At 48.3% G+C, this 18,602-nt stretch carries 16 protein-coding genes, 1 tRNA gene and 2 other RNA genes; 14 read left to right on the top strand and 5 right to left on the bottom strand.

The window, feature by feature from the left end:
* The first annotated feature begins 118 nt into the window (after window positions 1-118).
* Entirely contained in the window at window positions 119-1,366 is a 1,248-nt protein-coding gene (gene pgk, locus GRF55_RS04295; protein ID WP_220369301.1) for a phosphoglycerate kinase, read from the top strand.
* 396 nt (window positions 1,367-1,762) lie between these two features.
* Here pgk and GRF55_RS04290 read toward each other — a convergent pair.
* Window positions 1,763-1,836, bottom strand: a tRNA-Thr gene (locus GRF55_RS04290).
* A 1-nt stretch (window position 1,837) separates the two neighbouring features.
* An RNA gene (ffs, locus tag GRF55_RS04285) (signal recognition particle sRNA small type) lies at window positions 1,838-1,936 on the bottom strand.
* Window positions 1,937-2,088: 152 nt separating this feature from the next.
* On the opposite strand from ffs, the gene GRF55_RS04280 reads away from it, so the two are divergent.
* Genes GRF55_RS04280 through GRF55_RS04255 form a run of 6 tightly spaced genes read left to right on the top strand, consistent with a single transcriptional unit; the run spans window position 2,089 to window position 6,427 of the window.
* Window positions 2,089-2,631: a DUF4199 domain-containing protein gene (locus GRF55_RS04280; protein ID WP_220369300.1), complete on the top strand. Its 543-nt coding sequence runs from the start codon at window positions 2,089-2,091 to the stop codon at window positions 2,629-2,631.
* A 2-nt stretch (window positions 2,632-2,633) separates the two neighbouring features.
* On the top strand, window positions 2,634-3,599 hold the full coding sequence (locus GRF55_RS04275) for a glycosyltransferase family 2 protein (RefSeq protein WP_220369299.1): 966 nt from the start codon (window positions 2,634-2,636) through the stop codon (window positions 3,597-3,599).
* Window positions 3,587-4,063, top strand: coding sequence for a DUF6452 family protein (locus GRF55_RS04270; RefSeq protein WP_220369298.1), 477 nt, complete (start codon window positions 3,587-3,589; stop codon window positions 4,061-4,063). The genes GRF55_RS04275 and GRF55_RS04270 overlap by 13 nt, the downstream gene beginning before the upstream one ends.
* Window positions 4,014-4,706 carry a DUF6048 family protein gene (locus GRF55_RS04265; protein WP_220369297.1) on the top strand — a complete coding sequence of 231 codons (693 nt, stop codon included), beginning with the start codon at window positions 4,014-4,016 and terminating at the stop codon, window positions 4,704-4,706. The genes GRF55_RS04270 and GRF55_RS04265 overlap by 50 nt, the downstream gene beginning before the upstream one ends.
* Entirely contained in the window at window positions 4,703-5,743 is a 1,041-nt protein-coding gene (locus tag GRF55_RS04260) for an FAD:protein FMN transferase (RefSeq protein ID WP_220369296.1), read from the top strand. Before GRF55_RS04265 ends, GRF55_RS04260 begins: the two co-directional genes overlap by 4 nt.
* Window positions 5,744-5,752: 9 nt before the next feature.
* Window positions 5,753-6,427, top strand: coding sequence for a Crp/Fnr family transcriptional regulator (locus tag GRF55_RS04255; protein WP_220369295.1), 675 nt, complete (start codon window positions 5,753-5,755; stop codon window positions 6,425-6,427).
* Between the two features lie 79 nt (window positions 6,428-6,506).
* Here GRF55_RS04255 and rnpB read toward each other — a convergent pair.
* Window positions 6,507-6,921, bottom strand: an RNA gene (rnpB, locus tag GRF55_RS04250) — RNase P RNA component class A.
* Between the two features lie 415 nt (window positions 6,922-7,336).
* The gene (locus GRF55_RS04245) at window positions 7,337-8,179 is read right to left on the bottom strand and encodes an ATPase (protein ID WP_220369294.1); all 843 of its coding nucleotides are present in this window, start codon (window positions 8,177-8,179) and stop codon (window positions 7,337-7,339) included.
* Window positions 8,180-8,403: 224 nt separating this feature from the next.
* On the opposite strand from GRF55_RS04245, the gene kdsA reads away from it, so the two are divergent.
* Genes kdsA through GRF55_RS04230 form a run of 3 tightly spaced genes read left to right on the top strand, consistent with a single transcriptional unit; the run spans window position 8,404 to window position 11,410 of the window.
* Window positions 8,404-9,159, top strand: a complete 756-nt coding sequence (kdsA, locus tag GRF55_RS04240) for a 3-deoxy-8-phosphooctulonate synthase (RefSeq protein ID WP_220369293.1) — start codon at window positions 8,404-8,406, stop codon at window positions 9,157-9,159.
* A 12-nt stretch (window positions 9,160-9,171) separates the two neighbouring features.
* A complete protein-coding gene (locus tag GRF55_RS04235; RefSeq protein ID WP_220369292.1) occupies window positions 9,172-10,128 on the top strand; it encodes an SIS domain-containing protein in 957 nt (318 codons plus the stop codon).
* A 16-nt stretch (window positions 10,129-10,144) separates the two neighbouring features.
* Window positions 10,145-11,410, top strand: a complete 1,266-nt coding sequence (locus GRF55_RS04230; protein ID WP_220369619.1) for a phosphatidylserine/phosphatidylglycerophosphate/cardiolipin synthase family protein — start codon at window positions 10,145-10,147, stop codon at window positions 11,408-11,410.
* Between the two features lie 56 nt (window positions 11,411-11,466).
* Here GRF55_RS04230 and GRF55_RS04225 read toward each other — a convergent pair whose 3' ends face one another.
* The gene (locus GRF55_RS04225) at window positions 11,467-12,096 is read right to left on the bottom strand and encodes a response regulator transcription factor (protein WP_220369291.1); all 630 of its coding nucleotides are present in this window, start codon (window positions 12,094-12,096) and stop codon (window positions 11,467-11,469) included.
* Between the two features lie 605 nt (window positions 12,097-12,701).
* On the opposite strand from GRF55_RS04225, the gene GRF55_RS04220 reads away from it, so the two are divergent.
* From GRF55_RS04220 to GRF55_RS11690, 4 genes are all read left to right on the top strand, one after another.
* Window positions 12,702-13,523, top strand: a complete 822-nt coding sequence (locus GRF55_RS04220; protein WP_220369290.1) for a DUF2971 domain-containing protein — start codon at window positions 12,702-12,704, stop codon at window positions 13,521-13,523.
* 17 nt (window positions 13,524-13,540) lie between these two features.
* Window positions 13,541-16,093, top strand: coding sequence for a leucine-rich repeat domain-containing protein (locus GRF55_RS11695; RefSeq protein ID WP_255563836.1), 2,553 nt, complete (start codon window positions 13,541-13,543; stop codon window positions 16,091-16,093).
* 201 nt (window positions 16,094-16,294) lie between these two features.
* A complete protein-coding gene (locus GRF55_RS04205) occupies window positions 16,295-17,089 on the top strand; it encodes a DUF2971 domain-containing protein (protein ID WP_220369289.1) in 795 nt (264 codons plus the stop codon).
* Between the two features lie 7 nt (window positions 17,090-17,096).
* Window positions 17,097-18,473 (top strand): leucine-rich repeat domain-containing protein, encoded by a 1,377-nt coding sequence (locus tag GRF55_RS11690; protein WP_255563835.1) that lies wholly within the window; start codon window positions 17,097-17,099, stop codon window positions 18,471-18,473.
* The last annotated feature ends 129 nt before the right edge of the window (window positions 18,474-18,602 follow it).

The following is an 18,602-nucleotide window of genomic DNA, read 5'->3' as shown; positions in this document are numbered from 1 at the left end:
TGCAAAGATATGAAAAAAAACACATATATGAAAGTTTTTCCCAATTTTTACTTATCTTTGCACGTGTTAAAGCTGCTATGCTTCAAACGGATTATCAATATTAAAAACAAAGAATATTATGGCAACAATCGACCAATTTGATTTCGCTGGCAAGAAAGCCATCGTACGCGTAGATTTCAATGTACCGCTCGACGAGAACGGACAAATTACCGACGACACACGCATACGCGGTGCCATCCCCACACTGAAACGGGTGCTCGAGGGAGGCGGCGCGCTCATCCTCATGTCGCACATGGGTAAACCGAAGGGCAAAGTCAACCCGAAACTGTCGCTCGCGCAGATTACCGAAGCCGTGGGAAAGGCACTGGGAACCAACGTGCAATTCGCTCCCGACTGCGCCAAAGCCAAAGAACAGGCCGACGCCCTGAAGCCAGGCGACGTGCTGCTGCTGGAAAATCTCCGCTTCTATCCCGAGGAAGAGGGAAAGCCCGTGGGCATCGAGAAGGAAGACCCTGCCTACGAAGAGGCTAAAAAGGCGATGAAAGCGAGCCAGAAGGAATTTGCCAAGACGCTGGCAAGCTACGCCGACTGCTATATCATGGACGCCTTCGGAACGGCTCACCGCAAGCATGCCTCAACGGCAGTCATCGACGAATATTTCGACAAAGACCACAGAATGCTCGGCTATCTCATGGAGAAAGAGGTGAACGCCGTGAACGCTGTGCTGAACAACATCCAGCGCCCCTTCACCGCCATCATGGGCGGCTCGAAGGTTTCCACAAAAATCGGCATCATCGAGAACCTGCTCGGCAAGGTGGACAACCTCATCCTCTGCGGAGGAATGACCTACACCTTCGCAAAGGCAATGGGCGGAAAAATCGGTAATTCCATCTGCGAAGACGACAAACTGGACGTCGCCCTCGCCGTCATCGAAAAGGCAAAGGAAAACAACGTCAACCTCGTGCTGGGAACTGACTGCATCGCTGCCGACGCTTTCTCCAACGATGCCAACACGCAGGTATGCATGGCAAACGATATTCCCGACGGATGGCAGGGACTGGATGCCGGTCCTGAGACGCAAAAGGCATTCGCCGAAGCCATCGAAAGCGCCAAGACCATTCTGTGGAACGGACCTGCCGGCGTCTTCGAGTTCGACAAGTTCATCGGCGGCTCCAAAGCCATTGCCGACGCGATTGCCAAAGCGACAGCCAACGGAGCATTCTCGCTCATCGGCGGCGGCGACTCGGTAGCCTGCATCAACAAGTTCGGCATGGCAGACCAGGTGAGCTACATCTCTACCGGCGGCGGCGCACTGCTCGAAGCCATTGAAGGCAAAGAACTGCCCGGAATCGCTGCCATGGCATAAGACGACACGTCTCCCACACAAAAAGGCTTCCTCAAACGGGAAGCCTTTTTTCATGCCCTGCCGACCATCAAAGAAATGCTGGGAAAATCACTTGAAAGTAAACTTTCAGGCGGAAGTCGGATTGGATATCCGATGCCCTGCCGGTGGGCAGGCCATCAAAGAAATGCAGGGAAAATCACTTGAAAGTAAACTTTCAGGCGGAAGTCGGATTGAATATCCGATGCCCTGCCGGAGGGCAGGCCATCAAAGAAATGCTGGGAAAATCACTTGAAAGTAAACTTTCAGGCGGAAGTCGGATTGAATATCCGATGCCCTGCCGGAGGGCAGGCCATCAAAGAAATGCTGGGAAAATCACTTGAAAGTAAACTTTCAGATGATTTTCCCAGCATTTCTTTGAGCCTCTTGTCGGATTCGAACCAACGACCCCGAGATTACAAATCACGTGCTCTGGCCAACTGAGCTAAAGAGGCGGGTGGGCAAGCTACTTGCATCGCGCCGCTACAACCAACTACCTTTGCTACGTTCCCGTCCTGGAGGATTCGAAGGGAGCTGGCCGTGCAAGACTTACCCGTCTTAAGCGGTTGCAAAGGTAACAATAAATTATGAATCAAAGGTATGAACGGTGGATAATTTTAGGATTTTAACATATTGACGAACAAAAAATGACTATTATCGATTATTTTTTCGTACATTTGCCGACACATATTTTATTATTATAGGAAATGGAAATCAATGAAAACAAAAATAACAGTAGTAATTCCGCAGGGAAAGACGGCTTGCGGTTCAGTGTCATCCTGATTGCTGCATTCCTCTGCATGATGGGCAGTTTCCGACAGCCGCTGCTGAATATGTTGTCGATGGGATTGCTCATTTATGCGCCGTTTTTCGTGGGCAGATGTGTCGGAAAATACCGCGACAGGAACCTGAACGGCAACATCTCTTTCGGAAAAGCATTCTTCTATGCCTTTCAGGTGTTTGTGTGCGGCATCATCATCCTGACCTTCGCACAGTACATCTATTTCCAATACTTCGACAAAGGCGCTTTCGTCAATCAATATGTGGAGATTTTCTCCAACCCCGAATATAAGGAGATGCTCCATTCGCTTGGCTTCACTGCCGATGTGCGCAAGGATTTTATCAACATGCTCACGGCGCTGCGCCCGATAGACCTTGCAATCCAGTTCATGTCCACCAACTTGTTTGTCGGAACATTTCTCAGCATTTTAGTTGGTGCGTTTATCAGAAAACGTAAAAATATTAGTTGATTATGGATATATCTGTTGTTATACCTCTCTACAATGAGGATGAATCGCTGCCCGAGCTGCACGCATGGATTGAGCGGGTGATGAACGAGAACGGTTTCACGTATGAAGTGATATTCGTGAACGACGGCTCGACCGACCGTTCGTGGGAAGTGATTGAGCAGTTGAGTAAGGAGTCGGAGCACGTGAAAGGCATCAAGTTCCGGCGTAACTACGGGAAGAGTCCGGCTCTCTACTGCGGATTCAAAGAGGCGCAGGGCGATGTGATCATCACGATGGATGCCGACCTGCAGGATTCGCCCGACGAGATTCCCGAACTGTATCGCATGATACACGAAGACGGCTACGACCTAGTCAGCGGATATAAGCAGAAGCGCTACGACCCACTGTCGAAACGCATCCCCACGAAGCTGTTCAATGCCACGGCACGGCGCATCAGCGGCATCAAGAACCTGCACGACTTCAACTGCGGACTGAAGGCATACAGGAAGGAAGTGGTGAAAAACATCGAAGTCTATGGCGAGATGCACCGCTACATCCCCTATCTGGCAAAGAACGCCGGCTTCGCAAAGATTGGTGAGAAGGTGGTACACCACCAGGCGCGCAAATACGGCTCGTCGAAGTTCATGGGGCTCAACCGCTTCGTGAACGGCTATCTCGACTTGCTGACACTTTGGTTCCTGAACAATTTCGGAAAGAAACCGATGCACGTATTCGGCTTTCTGGGCAGCATCATGTTCTTCATCGGACTGATTGCCGTCATCATCCTCGGCGCGGACAAACTGATTGCCCTGGCACACAACGTTCCGCACCGGCTCATCACCGACTCGCCCTACTTCTACATTGCGCTTACGATGATGATTATTGGTACACAGCTGTTCCTTGCCGGATTCATCGGCGACCTCATCAGCCGGTCGTCATCAAGCCGGAACGACTACCAAATCGAGGAGACCATCAGATGCGAAAAATAATCATCCTGTCCGTTTGTGCGCTTCTCATCGGAGCATGTTCCTCCGTTGAATGTCCGCTGAACAACACCGTGCTGTCGGTCTATGCACTGAAGGGCGATGTGGACACACTCGCCGACACGCTGACCATTTCCACCATCAAGCGAAACGGGAACGACACGGTTCTGCTCAACCAGGTGGTCAACACGAGCAGTTTCAAACTGCCTGTCAGCTATGCACAAGACGTGGACATGCTGATTTTCACGATGACAGACACGCTGAACGTGACTCGCAAGGATACCGTGAACGTGAGCAAGACCAACGAGCCGCACTTCGAGTCGGTAGATTGCGGTCCCAGCTATTTCCATACGATAACGGGCGTGTCTTACACGAAGAACGCCATTGACTCGATTGTGATTTCCACTCCCAGAATAACCTATGATGCGAACCAAGAACATTTCTACATTTATTTCAAGTCTCGCGATTAGTCTGCTGCTGTTCACACAGGCAGCCCATGCACAGTCAGCCAGGAAGGTTATCGCCGAACTGCAACGCGACACGATACCTTTCTTCCGCGGATTTGCCGTCTCTGCCGACTTGATTGGTCCGCTCGAATATGCGCTCAGCGACTACGGACAGTTTGAGGCGTCGCTTCGCATCAACCTGAAAGACAAGTATTTCCCGACGATAGAAGTCGGTCTGGGGAAAGCCAACCGCAGCGACGATATCACGCTCATGGAGTACAAGACGAGTGCCCCTTTCGGACGCATCGGCTGCGACTTCAACATCATGAAAGACAAGCACGACATCTACCGCATTCTGGTAGGTGCCCGATACGCATTCACCTCGTTCAAATATGACCTGTATCACCCCGACATCACCGACCCTGTCTGGGGCGGCGAATCGCCCTACCAGGCTGAAGGCGTGAAGTGTTCATACCACTGGCTGGAACTGGCTGCCGGTGTGGATGTGAAAATCTGGGGACCGCTCCATCTGGGATGGAGCCTCCGCTATAAACGACGCATCGCCCACAATGAAGGACCGCTCGGAAACGCATGGTACGTTCCCGGCTATGGAAAAAGCAGCGGTTCACGCATCAGCGGGCTTTTCAACATCACGTTTGAAATATGAAGAAAAAGAAACTTCTCTGGCAGATTCCTTTCCTCGCCTTCCTCATCATAGGCACCGTCTATATCGCCCATCAACAGCGCACGATGCCTTACCAAGACTATCACGGAAACATCTTCGGAACGGTCTATCACATCACTTGCCAGTATGACAAAGACCTGAAAGGTGCCATCGAAAAGGAACTGCAGAAGGTGGACGACGCACTCTCCATGTTCAACGAACAGAGCATCATCTCCAAAATCAATCAGGGAGACTCACTCGTCCCGCCTGACGAGACGGGGAAGATGTTCCTCAACGTATTCAACCATGCCATGCAGATTTCTGAAGAGACCGACGGCGCATTCGACATCACGGTGGCACCGCTGGTCAACGCCTGGGGCTTCGGATTCAAGAACGGCACGATGCCTACGAAAGAACAGGTGGACAGCATCCGGAAGTTTGTGGGATACCAGCAGGTGAGCCACTGGAAAAAAGGCGGCAAGAACGGCATCCATAAAGCCGATCAGCGCATGATGCTCGACTGCTCCGCCATTGCCAAGGGCTATGGGGTGGATGTCGTGGCTAAACTGCTCCGTCGGAAAGACATCAAGAATTTCATGGTGGAGATTGGAGGGGAAGTGGTCACGCGCGGAGTGAACCGACAAGGAAAGGCGTGGCGCGTGGGAGTGGCTAAGCCCAACGAGGACTCACTCAACACCAACCAAGAACTGCAAACCGTGCTCGAAGTGAAAGACCGCGCCATGGCAACGAGCGGCAACTACCGCAACTTCTACTATAAGGACGGCAAACGATATGCCCACACCATCAATCCGAAAACGGGATATCCGGTGAAGCACACGCTCCTGTCGGCTACCGTCATAGCCAAAGACTGCGCAACGGCAGACGCCTACGCCACCGCATTCATGGTGATGGGCGTGGAAAAGGCGCGCCAACTGCTCGAGCGACATCCTGAACTGCTCGCCTACCTCATCTATTCCGACAAAGACGGAAACTACCGCACATGGCAATCGCCCGCACTGAACGACATCATACAGCCATAGACTCCGCTTATGACTCCATCCCAGAACATCTACGAAAGGATTCTCAAGCTGCCGTTATTCAGTGGCATGAGCAAGAACGAACTCACACAGGTTGTCACCGAGACAAAGTTTGAGTTCATCAGCGTCGTGGCAAAGAAGACACTCATACGCGAAGGGGATGCATGCACACACATATATTTCCTGCTCGACGGCACACTGCACATGACGACAACGCCTGACGACCGGCGCTTCGCCGTCACCGAGACGGTCACTGCACCGGAAATCTTACAGCCGGAATATTCGTTCGGCATGACGCAACGATTCAACAGCACGTTTGTCGCTGCCACCGACTGCCGCATGCTGCGCATCCGAAAGAACGACATCACCACGCTTATCGAGCATTTTGACGTGTTCCGAATCAACCTGATTAACATGCTCGCCATGCAAAGCCAACGCCAAAGACACCACCTCTGGCGAGCCACGCTGACCGATGCGCGGCGGAAAGTGGTGCGTTTCTTTGAGACCCATTGCTACAGACCTGCCGGCGAAAAACTGCTCACCATCAGGATGCAGCAGATAGCCGACGACATCGGAGAGACACGACGCGACGTGTCGAACGAGCTCAACCGTCTGCAAGACGAAGGACTCATCACGCTCTCACGCGGACAGATACACATCCCCGCACTCGAACGACTGCTCATGTAAAAATCGGAAAAACCTCAAACCTCAAATCTCAAACCTCAAATCTCAAATCTCAAACCTCAAACCTCAAACCTCAAAAAAAGAAAATAGCGCCCCTATAAGCCGGGTTCTGTTCCTCATGCCCCTCTCAGGACACAAGGCGCCTGCCATTTATCTAATCCGCAAGTCACCCTGCGGCTTTAGCGTTCTACCCTCCATCGTACACCGTTCCCTAAGGAGTCGTGTTTGGGCGGGCACCCTCCATAAACGATGGTTTACATGAACTTGCAGCCTCCAGCCGACACAGCCCGACGATCACCCGCCGGCTGGTGGTCTCTTACACCACCTTCTCACCCTTACCGCCCACACGGGACGGCGGTCGTTCTCTTCTGCCTGAGCCTACTGTCGCCAATAGCTTCTAATTTCGGAAGTGGAGCTCCCTGTGCTGCCCGGACTTTCCTCCCGTTGCCCCACCCTCTTGCGGGCGGAGGCAACCAGCGGCAGAGCCGGGACACTATTTCCGGCTGCAAATTTACAACAATTTACTCGTAAATCGCACTTTACGGGAAAAAAGAAAAGAAAAAACTAAGGTTAACGTGATGTCAGGCATAAGAATTGCGTGAGTCTGACGACAGTTCTCATTCCGTTTCCGCCATTCCACCCGTTTAGCCATTTGCTGCTTTTGTATATTTATGCAGACGTAGAGCCTTCGAGGGACGTTTTGTATATTACTGAATTTCAATGCGTTAGAAGAGGTTTTCCAAAAGTGCCACTTTCGCACTCCAAAAGGGGAACTTTTAGACGCTAAAAGGGCAACTTTTGCAAGCTAAAAGTGGCACTTTTGGAAGACGAAAGTTCAACTGTATATTTATACGTCCTTTTCCGTATGATTATGCAGGTCGTTTTTAGGCGACCATCATCATCAGATTTACGTTAAGATGAGATGCCCGTATGGAAAGTAATAAGTCCCTCCATCGGCGACTGGACGACTGTTCCGACGGCATATCCTTCGCACCTCGCCGCTTCACGAAATTCCGCCTCGAAGAAGTAGGCGACGCTTCCCACGGCAGAGACGGTCAGGTCGGGACGCTGATAGGCAACGAGATTCTTGCGGAAAAAATCGCGGAAGTTTTCCACGACCAATGCCCGGAGCTCGCCGCAGTCGAGATGGCGACGGATAAACTTGCAGGCAGTTGCCAGATAGCGATTGGCTAAGGGCTGCTTATACACATTATATATAATATCCTCCATATCCTGTCCCGTATCGCTCAGGAACTCCTCACGCAAGCTGTCGGGAAGCCGGTGCTTGAACAGCGCGTTGATGAAGAGGCGTCCCAAGACCGCCCCACTCCCCTCGTCGCCGAGGATATAGCCGAGCGGCGGCGTGTTTTCGACGATACGACAGCCATCATACAGACCCGAATTGGAGCCGGTTCCCAAGATGCAGGCGATGCCCTCGCACTTGCCGAACAACGCCCGCGCAGCCCCCAACAGGTCGGAAGCCACCGCCACGTCGGAAGAGAAGAACCTGCCCAGCAAGCCTTGCATCCGCTCTGCCATCTCACCGCGAACGCCCGCACCGTAGAAAAAGACCGAAGCACGGGAGACACCGTCATCGCCCAACTGGGAAATCAGGGACGAAAGAATCGAGCTCATCTCATCGTCAGTCTGCACAAAAGGATTGATTCCCTCGGTCTGAATGCGGTGTTGCAGCATGCCGTCCGCCACTGCCGCCCAATCGGTTTTCGTACTTCCGCTGTCTGCTATCAATATCATGGTTGGAGAAATTTAATAAAAACGCCTGTAAAAGTAGGATTTTATCACAGAACCCGCAAATCATTTCGCCTTTTTTTTACAATCGTTCCCAAAATCTTTGCATATTTGGACCGATATAACTACCTTTGACAGCTATCCAAGGTACTCACATTCAGAAAAGTTCAAATAAATTTGGCTTTTCATTCACTAAGTCGTACCTTTGTAACGATAAAAACACATATTGTATGAAACCAATATTCATAGCCGGTCCCTGCGTGATTGAATCACAAGAATTGCTCCAGACAGTTGCCGAAGAACTTGTGCGCATCAATCAGCAACTGGGCACTGACATTATATTCAAGGCGTCTTTCGACAAGGCAAACCGAACGTCGCTCAACGCTTTTAGAGGTCCTGGCATGGAGAAAGGACTCACCATGCTCGCCGACATCAAGGAGAAGTACGGACTGCGGATTCTGACCGACATACACGAAAGCTATCAGGCGGAATGCGCAGGACAGGTGGTGGACGTGCTCCAGATTCCAGCCTTCCTCTGCCGACAGACCGACCTGCTCGTGAAAGCAGCCAAGACGGGGAAAATCATCAACATCAAGAAAGCACAATTCCTGAGCGGTCGCGACATGCAGTTCCCCGTGGAAAAGGCGATGGAAAGCGGTGCGAAAGAAGTGTGGCTCACCGAACGGGGAAACATCTACGGCTATAACAACCTGGTGGTTGATTTCCGGAACATCCCCGACATGCTCGAGATAGTGCCCACAGTGATTATGGACTGCACGCACAGCGTTCAGCGTCCCGGTGCCGGAGGCGGAAAGACAGCCGGCGACCGCAAATTCGTTCCGTCGATGGCACTCGCTGCCAAGGCGTTTGGAGCAACAGGCTATTTCTTTGAAGTGCATCCCGACCCGGAGAAGGGGTTGAGCGACGGACCGAACATGCTGTACTTAGACCAACTCGGTGAACTCATCAAAAAACTCATATCGTAACACCACGGCATCATGAAAAAGAAAAACGCCAAAGACTATGCAGCACAATGTCTGCGCGATGAAGCAGAAGCATTGCTGGAACTGATTCCACAGCTTGACGAGAACTTCGACAAGGCTGTGACGATGATATACAACTGTAAAGGAAAAGTGATTGTGACCGGTGTCGGAAAGAGCGGAAACATCGGAGCAAAAATCGCAGCAACACTCGCGAGCACAGGCACTCCTGCCTTCTTTATCAACCCGCTGGACGTCTTCCACGGAGACCTTGGCGTGATGACGCCGGACGACGTGGTCCTCGCACTCAGCAATTCCGGACAGACAGACGAACTGCTTCGATTTATCCCGATGGTATTGCACATGAATGTTCCACTCGTGTCCATGACCGGCAACAGCGAATCGCTGCTCGCCAAATATTCTAATGCCCACATCAAGGTGTGGGTGAAGAAAGAAGCATGCCCGCTCAACCTCGCCCCGACAAGCAGCACCACAGCCGCACTGGCAATGGGCGACGCACTTGCCATCGCCCTGATGGAAATGCGAGGATTCAAACCGACAGACTTCGCACAGTTCCATCCTGGAGGAGAACTGGGAAAACGCCTGCTGACCACAGCCAAAGACGTGATGCGGAGCAACGACCTGCCCATAATCCCGCCAGAGATGCACCTCGGAGAAGCTATCATCCACGTCAGCAAAGGAAAACTGGGACTGGGCGTAGCCATTGTTGACGACAAAATCGTCGGACTGATTACCGACGGCGACATCCGGCGCGCCATGGAAAAGTGGCAGGCAGACTTCTTCGACAAGACGGTGGGCGACCTCATGACGCGGACTCCGAAATGTGTCTCGCCAACAACAAAAATAACGGAAATACAACGTATCATGCACAAACACAAGATACACACCGTCTTGGTGACTGATACGAAAAAACACCTGCTGGGAGTAGTGGACCACTATTCATGTATGGTGTAAAGCACGCTTGAAGAAATTGAAAAGCAAGGTTCTGATAATCACAACCCTCCTATCTGTCTGTACAGTCTCTCTTTCACAGACAGCCGACACACTCATTGTCCGACAACTGGAAGAAGAGGGCGTGCAGTTCTCCCGCAACAATGCCGTCACCCTCTTGCAGAGCGGACAGGAGAAGTTTGACGACATGTTCACAGCCATCCGTCAGGCACGGAGCAGCGTCCACCTGGAATATTTCAACTTCCGCAACGACTCCATCGCCCACCTGCTCTTCGACCTGCTTGCCGAAAAAGTGAAAGAGGGCGTGGAAGTGCGGGCACTCTTCGACGGCTTCGGAAACGACTCCAACAACAAACCGCTCAAGAAGCGACACCTCAGGGAAATACGCAGCAAAGGCATCGAAATCTATGAATTCGACCCCGTCAACTTCCCGTGGATCAACCACGTCTTCTCACGCGACCACCGGAAAATCGTCGTGATTGACGGAAAGATTGCCTACACCGGCGGCATGAACGTGGCTGACTATTATATAAAAGGTACGGAAATGGTGGGAGAATGGCGCGACATGCACTGCCGCATCGACGGCGACGAGGTCAACACCCTGCAAAAGATATTCCTGCGGATATGGAATAAAGTCAGCCGCCAGAACGTCCACGGACCGCAATACTTCAGAGGCGAATACGGAGCCGACTACTTCGAAGGACTGAAACCCGACACATGCTGCACGGCAGGACGGAAAATGGTGGGCATCATCAATCGCGAACCGCTCACCTCGAACAAGATTATCCGGAAATTCTATCTCGAAGCCATCAACGTCGCACAAGACAGCATCAAGATTATCAACCCCTACCTCACGCTCAACAGAAAACTGAAACGGGCACTGCGCAAGGCGGTCGAGCGAGGAGTGAAAGTGGAAGTCATGGTCTCTGCACACAGCGACATCCCGCTTACGCCCGACTGCGTGTTCTACAACGTCCACCGCCTGATGAAACACGGCGTGGAAGTCTGGATATACAAACCGGGATTTCATCACACGAAAATCATTACGGTTGACGGCCGTTTCTGCACCGTCGGCAGCGCCAACCTCAATGCCCGCAGCCTGCGGTTCGACTACGAAGACAACGCCGTCATCATCGACCCATGCACCACACAGGAACTCGACCGCATGTTCAACGAAGACAAGCTGAACAGCTTCCGACTGACGGAAGAAAGTTGGGACATGTTCCGCACACCCTGGAAGAAATTCGTCGGATGGTTTGCCCATCTCCTGTCACCATTCCTCTGATGATTGAATTAGCCTGATTGGTCCAATTTAACCCAAAGTCCAATGACCGATTTGGGTTAAATTTTATTGATATCCACATATCCCTGCATCACCGCATAAATCGTCAGCTGGGAAACGCTGCGCATCCCCAGCTTCTCCATGATATTCTTACGATGCGTGATGACGGTCGTGATACTGATATTCAAAGCATCGGCAATCTCCTTATTCAGAAGTCCTTGCACAATGAGCGACAGTACCTCCATCTCACGGTTGGAGAGAATCTTTTCAGCCTGACGCCTCGCCACCGGCGGCAGATTGCGCCCATGTGCATGAGCCCTCTGCTCCAACATCAAGAGCGAACGCACCAGCTCCTGCTCGGGCACGTTGATGCAGAGGCAATGGAACTCGCCCAACTGCGTGTTGGGGTCCGTCGCTGTCGTAAGCACGATGGTCTTGTTACGACGAGCCGTAAAAAACGAGAGGTTGCTCAACACGATATTTGTCTCCACAAAATAATGGACAAACATCTCCGGCTCATCCGCTTCAAACTCGTTGAAACTGTTGAACACCTCAATCTCCGCCACGGGAACAACCGTCTGGAGAATCTGCCGCAAACCCATGATAGCCAACATATTGCTGTCTATAATGGCGATTCGCGGATAGTGGAACTCCGTTCCCATCCCGTGATGTGGCATATTCTCCTTCATGACCCTTCCCTATTTTTCAGCTGATTCCCTAAAAAAATCTGCAGCGTCGAATATTACATATAGCATCTGCAAAATTACACTATTTTTTCTATATTCCATCTTTTGGGGTGGAGAAATTAAAATTTTCCTCTTAACTCCTCATAATTTTATTATTTAAAAAACGAGCGATAAAAAAATAATTTTGTATCTTTGCGACATGATTTAGCCAGCCCTTCTGTGGGCAGGGCGAGTCAATACATTGATGGAATCCATGAGCCGAAGAAGCCATTTGTAGGGCTGGCTTATGGGAAAGGACGTTTTCTTAACGTTATCTTCTACGCTCAAATCTCGCAAATTTGAATCTCTTGGAAGATACCGCAACGAAGCGTCCATGCCGAGGCTGTATTATATCCCTGTGTTGTGTCCCATCAAAGGCATACAACATATCCCGTATAATACACGATGGCGTGGGCTGGCTAAGTTGCTTATCTTGAGAGAGGGCAATGCGAGAGCCTGAGCGTGGGATAAGCGACAGAAAGTTTACTCCCACGTCTTTTTTATTTCCACAAATTAATCTTATTATTAACCCGCTGAGGCAGGGAGAGCGATAGGCGAAAAAATCATATATGGCAACAAGTAAAATAAAATGCCCCAAGTGCAAAACAACTTTTCCTCTTGAACCAAGGAGGGCTTCTCTTCCTACATCTTTATATCATTACACATCATTTGAAGTTCTCACAAATTTATTAAAAAGCGACAGGGAAACAGATGGTGCGTATAATTTGCATTTTTGGTTTAGTAACCCTTTACAAACCAATGATAAAAGAGAAGTGCATTTCTTTAATGAGAAACTGTTTGAGACTAAAAAAGGAAAAGAATTAGAAAAGCAAATAGATGATATAAAAAATAAGGTTGGAAATCCTTTTACACTTAGTTTTGTTCACCAGAAAAAAAGTTGCTCAAATGAAATTCCTATGTGGAAAATGTATGGCAATAATTTTAAGGGTGTTCGTCTAAAATTTAATTTTAAAAAATTACAAAATCTCTTTCAAAACAAAAATGGGTATGATTTAATTCTTTGTGAATATCTTAATAAAAATCAAATGGATGTAATAACAAGAAACATAAGGAATTTTAAGGATAGGGAATTAGAGGACATATATAAAAAGGCAGTTTCTTACAAAATGAATGAATGGTCTTATGAAAATGAATGGCGAATAGTCTTTTGGACTAATGAAATTACAAAAGTTGAATATAGGACAAATGATGGCAGATTATATATGCCAATCAAAATCCCATTGGACTGTCTAGACCTGATTGAGATTGGTCCTAAAGCTGATCAGGATGCAATTGATGGGAGTTTGAAACTTATTAAAGAAAAAATAGGAGATGTTACAGAGAATCATTTTGATATATTAAAATCAAAATTACAAATAGGATATGTGTAACTAAAATATTGATATCTATGAAACAATTTAAACTTACATTTCTGCTCATTGTGCTCATGAGCATGGTTGGAGCAAATGCATTCGCCCATGACATTGAGGTTAAGAATGCAGATGGCAAGACCATCTATTACATGTACACGAACAATAAGACGGAGTTGGCAGTCAGCTCATCCTCTTCATCCTATTCAAATAAATATTCGGGAGTGGTCAATATCCCTGAATCCGTCACCTATAAAGGAACGACTTATCCCGTGACGAGCATTGGAGATGGGGCGTTCTCAAGTTGCAAAGATCTGACCTCCGTCACCATCCCCAACTCCGTGACAAGCATTGGAGATTTTGCGTTCTATTATTGCAGCGGTCTGACCTCCGTCTCCATCCCCAACTCCGTGACAAGCATTGGAGATCAGGCGTTCTCTGGCTGCATTGGTCTGACCTCCGTCACCATCCCCAACTCCGTGACAAGCATTGGAGATCAGGCGTTCTCTGGCTGCATTGGTCTGACCTCCGTCACCATCCCCAACTCCGTAACAAGCATTGGAGACTATACGTTCTATGAATGCAAAGGTCTAACCTCCCTCACCATCGGCAATTCCGTAACGAGAATTGGAGACTATGCGTTCTATAAGTGTAGCAGTCTGGTCTCCATCACCATTCCCAGCTCCGTGACGAGCATTGGACAGTCTGCGTTCTATAATTGCAGCGGTCTGACCTCCGTGATCATCCCCAACTCCGTGACGAGCATTGGACAGTCTGCGTTCTATAATTGCAGCGGTCTGACTTCCGTCACTATCGGCAATTCCGTAACAAGCATTGGACAGTCTGCGTTCTATAATTGCAGCGGTCTGACTTCCGTCACCATCCCCAACTCCGTGACGAGCATTAAAAGTTATACATTCCAGGACTGCAGCGGTCTGACTTCCGTCACTATCGGCAATTCCGTAACAAGCATTGGAGATAATGCGTTCTATGGTTGCAGCAGTCTGGGCTCCATCACCATTCCCAGCTCCGTAACGAGCATCGGAACGGATGTGTTTGATGGTTGGAAAGCGATTTGGTTACCTTCAACACCACCGAGCGGTTATAGTGGCGTGAGAGCCAATATACATTATGTACCCAGTGATTCTTATACCTCGAAAATGGTTTACCCATATCTCACTTCGATGTTTGAAGTGGATGGTATCAAATATGTGCCTGTTACAGCACGGACTTGCGAAGCGATAGACTGCACATATGATCCATCTGTAGAAAGTATAAAGATTGGGAGCACAGTTCTGTATAGAGGAATTTCGATGACTGTCAACAGTGTGAATTCTTATTTCTGTTACGCGAACCCCTATATAAAAAATGTAGAAGTGGAAAATAATGGAAGTATTGGAAATTATGCGTTCTATGGTTGCAAAGGCCTGACCTCCATCTCCATCGGCAACTCCGTGACGTACATTGGAGAACGTGCGTTCGAGAGATGCACTGGTCTGACATCCGTCACCATCCCCAACTCTGTGACGAGCATTGAAAGTTATACATTCCAGGACTGCGGTGGTCTGACCTCCATCTCCATCGGCAACTCCGTGACGTACATTGGAGAACGTGCGTTCTATGACTGCGGTGGTCTGACCTCCGTCACCATCCCCAACTCCGTGACGAGCATTGGAGATTATGCGTTCGAGAGATGCAGCGGTCTGACATCCGTCACCATCGGAAACTCCGTGACGAGCATTCGAAAGTCAGCGTTCTCGGGTTGCCGCGGTCTGACATCCGTTACCATCCCAAACTCCGTGACGAGCATTGGAAGTCAAGCGTTCGCTTATTGCAACGGTCTGACATCCGTCACCATCAACAGCAATGCCATTGCGTCTAAGAATTATACTTCATCTTCTTCGCTGGAGGATATTTTTGGTACTAAAGTGGGCAAGTATGTATTAGGGGATAGTGTAAAATCAATCGGAAATTATGCGTTCTGTAATTTCACTGGTCTGACTTCCGTCACCATCCCCAACTCCGTAACGAGCATTGGAAGTTCTGTATTCTCTGGTTGCACTGGTCTGACCTCCGTCACCATCCCCAACTCCGTGACGAGCATTGGAGGTAGGGCGTTCTATGGTTGCACTGGTCTGACCTCCGTCACCATCGGTAACTCCGTAACGAGCATTGGAAGTTATGCGTTCTGGGGTTGCCGCGGTCTGACATCCGTCACTATTCCCAACTCCGTGACAAATATCGGTCGTTCTGTTTTTGCAGGCTGCACGAATATTACCAAGTTAACAAGTTGCGCAACTACTCCTCCCATATGTGGAACACAGGCTCTGACCGATATTAATAAATGGGACTGCACACTCATTGTTCCCACAGGTAGTCTGTCTGCCTATCAGGCGGCAGACCAGTGGAAAGATTTCTTCTTTATTGAGGAAAGCGACGTGACAGCTATCAACCGTATCTATGATGATAAGGTGGAAGGCAGGATTGAGGGTATCTACGACCTGAACGGACGGAAGCTCGAACGCCTGCAGCGTGGCATGAATATTGTGAGGATGAGCGACGGCACGACGAAGAAAGTCGTGATTAAGTGAGCGCAGAGTGGAAATGATTTTTCAACTTTGCCGAACGTGAACGACTTCGATGAAATCAATGTCGTGATTAAATGAGTGCAAAGCGAAAATGAATTACCATTACAATGTTCAGAATGTGCTGTGAGTTTAGAATTAAATGCAGATAAGAACTATAGAATAGATTACTTGAAATGTGAACTATAAAAAAGATAGAAGAGAGCTATGAGTAACACCCCGAACCGATTATATCACTACACTTCTTTTGGTGCATTTGTACATATTTTTGATTATCAGCAAGAGAATTTTACGAAGAATAACTGGATTAATGTTAGGCTTGGTAACCCGATGAACATGAATGATAAAAATGAGATAACATTTTTTGAAAAGTCATTCTTTACAGGATCTAATATATCAAATGAAATAAAAGAATTTTACACAGAAATGAAAGAGAAGTCCCCGCATCCTTATATTTTTAGTCTCATCCATCATATAGGGAATAAATGGTATCCTAAGGATGAAATTCCCATGTGGTTTATGTATGGAGATAATGGTAAAGGTGTTAGGATTGCATTTGATTTCAAAATGGTAGAAGAATTCTGCGAGAAAAATCATTATCTTTTAAAAAGATGCCAGTATGTTAATCAAAATGAAATGCAAGACATTGCTCGTGGTCATAGAAATATTGTAAAGAAATTAGATAAGAATCATTGGAATACAAAATTAGAAGATATCTACATTGGTTCGCTTTGCTACAAAACGAAAGATTGGGAATATGAGCAAGAATATCGTATTGTAGCATTTGGGAATCATAATGAAAAGTATGATGCCTATTCTGAAGAAGAACAATATCTTCACATACCCTTACCTTTAAAAGCCGTAAAAGAGATAACTGTTGGTCCTCTCGCTGATGAATTACTTGTAAAAAGATGTATTGAACTTATTCGAAATGAGTTGTTTGCGATACTTCCAGACTTAAAACCATTCGACATAAAAAAAACTAAATTACAAATAAGATGATTAATCTATGAAACAATTTAAACTTACATTTCTGCTCACTGTGCTCATGAGTATGGTTGGAGCAAAAGCATTCGCCCAATTTGCGGTGGATAATGCAGATGGCAAGACCATCTATTACGGATTCAATGGTAAGGGGGGGGTGACTGTCTGCAATAATAACTATTCTTTTTATTATAAAGGAGTGGTCAATATCCCAGAATCCGTCACTTATAATGGGACGATTTATCCCGTGACGAGCATTGGAAAGGATGCGTTTTCAGGTTGTGATGGTCTGACTTCCGTCACCATCCCCAACTCCGTGACGAGCATTGGAGATGATGCGTTCTATTATTGCGACAAACTGACCTCCGTCACTATCGGCAATTCCGTGACGAGCATTGGAGTGGAGGCGTTCAAAAATTGCAGTGCCCTGACCTCCGTCATCATCCCTAACTCCGTGACGAGCATTGGACAGTCTGCGTTCTCAGGTTGCACAGGTCTGACCTCCGTCACCATCCCCAACTCCGTGACGCGCATTGGAGAAAGGGCGTTCTATAAATGCAGCGGTCTGACAAAAGTGATTGTCAATGATATTGCAGCATGGTGTAATATTTCATTTTCAGGTTCATTAAGTAATCCTTTAACCTATGCAAAGCATCTTTATAGTAACGAGAATACAGAAATCACGAATTTGGTAATACCTGACGAGGTAACGAGAATAAAAGACTATGCGTTCTATTATTGCAGCGGTCTGACGTCTGTCACCATCCCCAACTCCGTGACGAGCATTGGAAGCTCTGCGTTCTATTATTGCAGCGGTCTGACGTCTGTCACCATCCCCAACTCCGTGACAAGCATTGGAAGCTCTGCGTTCTATTATTGCAGAGGTCTGACGTCTGTCACCATCCCCAACTCCGTGACAAGCATTGGGAGTTCTGTGTTCAATGGTTGTACAGGTCTGACTTCCATCACTATTCCTAACTCCGTGACAAGCATTGGAGGCACTGCGTTCTATTATTGCAGCGGTCTGACCTCCGTCACCATCCCCAACTCCGTGACTAGCATTGGAAGTTCGGCGTTCTATTTTTGCAGCGGTCTGACGGATATTTATTGCCACATAGAAAAACCGTTGACGATATTGTCTAATGTCTTTTTCGATGTTCCTAAAAAAACTTGCACGCTTCATGTACCTATCGGAAGAAAAGTGTTATACAAAGCAGCGGCTGTATGGAACGATTTCTTGTATATCGTTGAAGACTTGCCGACGGGTATCGTTTCAATTGATAATTCACAATTGACAATTGATAATGACGTTTGGTTTACGCTCAACGGCGTGCGGCTCAATGGTAAACCGACAATCCCGGGCATCTACATCGTTAACGGAAAACGAGTCGTGGTGAAATAACCCAGTCGCTTGAAATCCGAATAACCAAATGGAGGCACTTCATCCCGAAGATGCCTCCATTTGTGTTGCAGCGAAAAGCAGAAACCCTCCTCCCCTTATCGCAAATGAATTTAATCGTTTGAGGGCATT

The organism is Prevotella sp. Rep29 (genome assembly GCF_019551475.1).
In the GTDB taxonomy this organism is placed as follows: Bacteria; Bacteroidota; Bacteroidia; order Bacteroidales; family Bacteroidaceae; genus Prevotella.
This window is presented reverse-complemented; position numbering and strand designations above follow the sequence as displayed.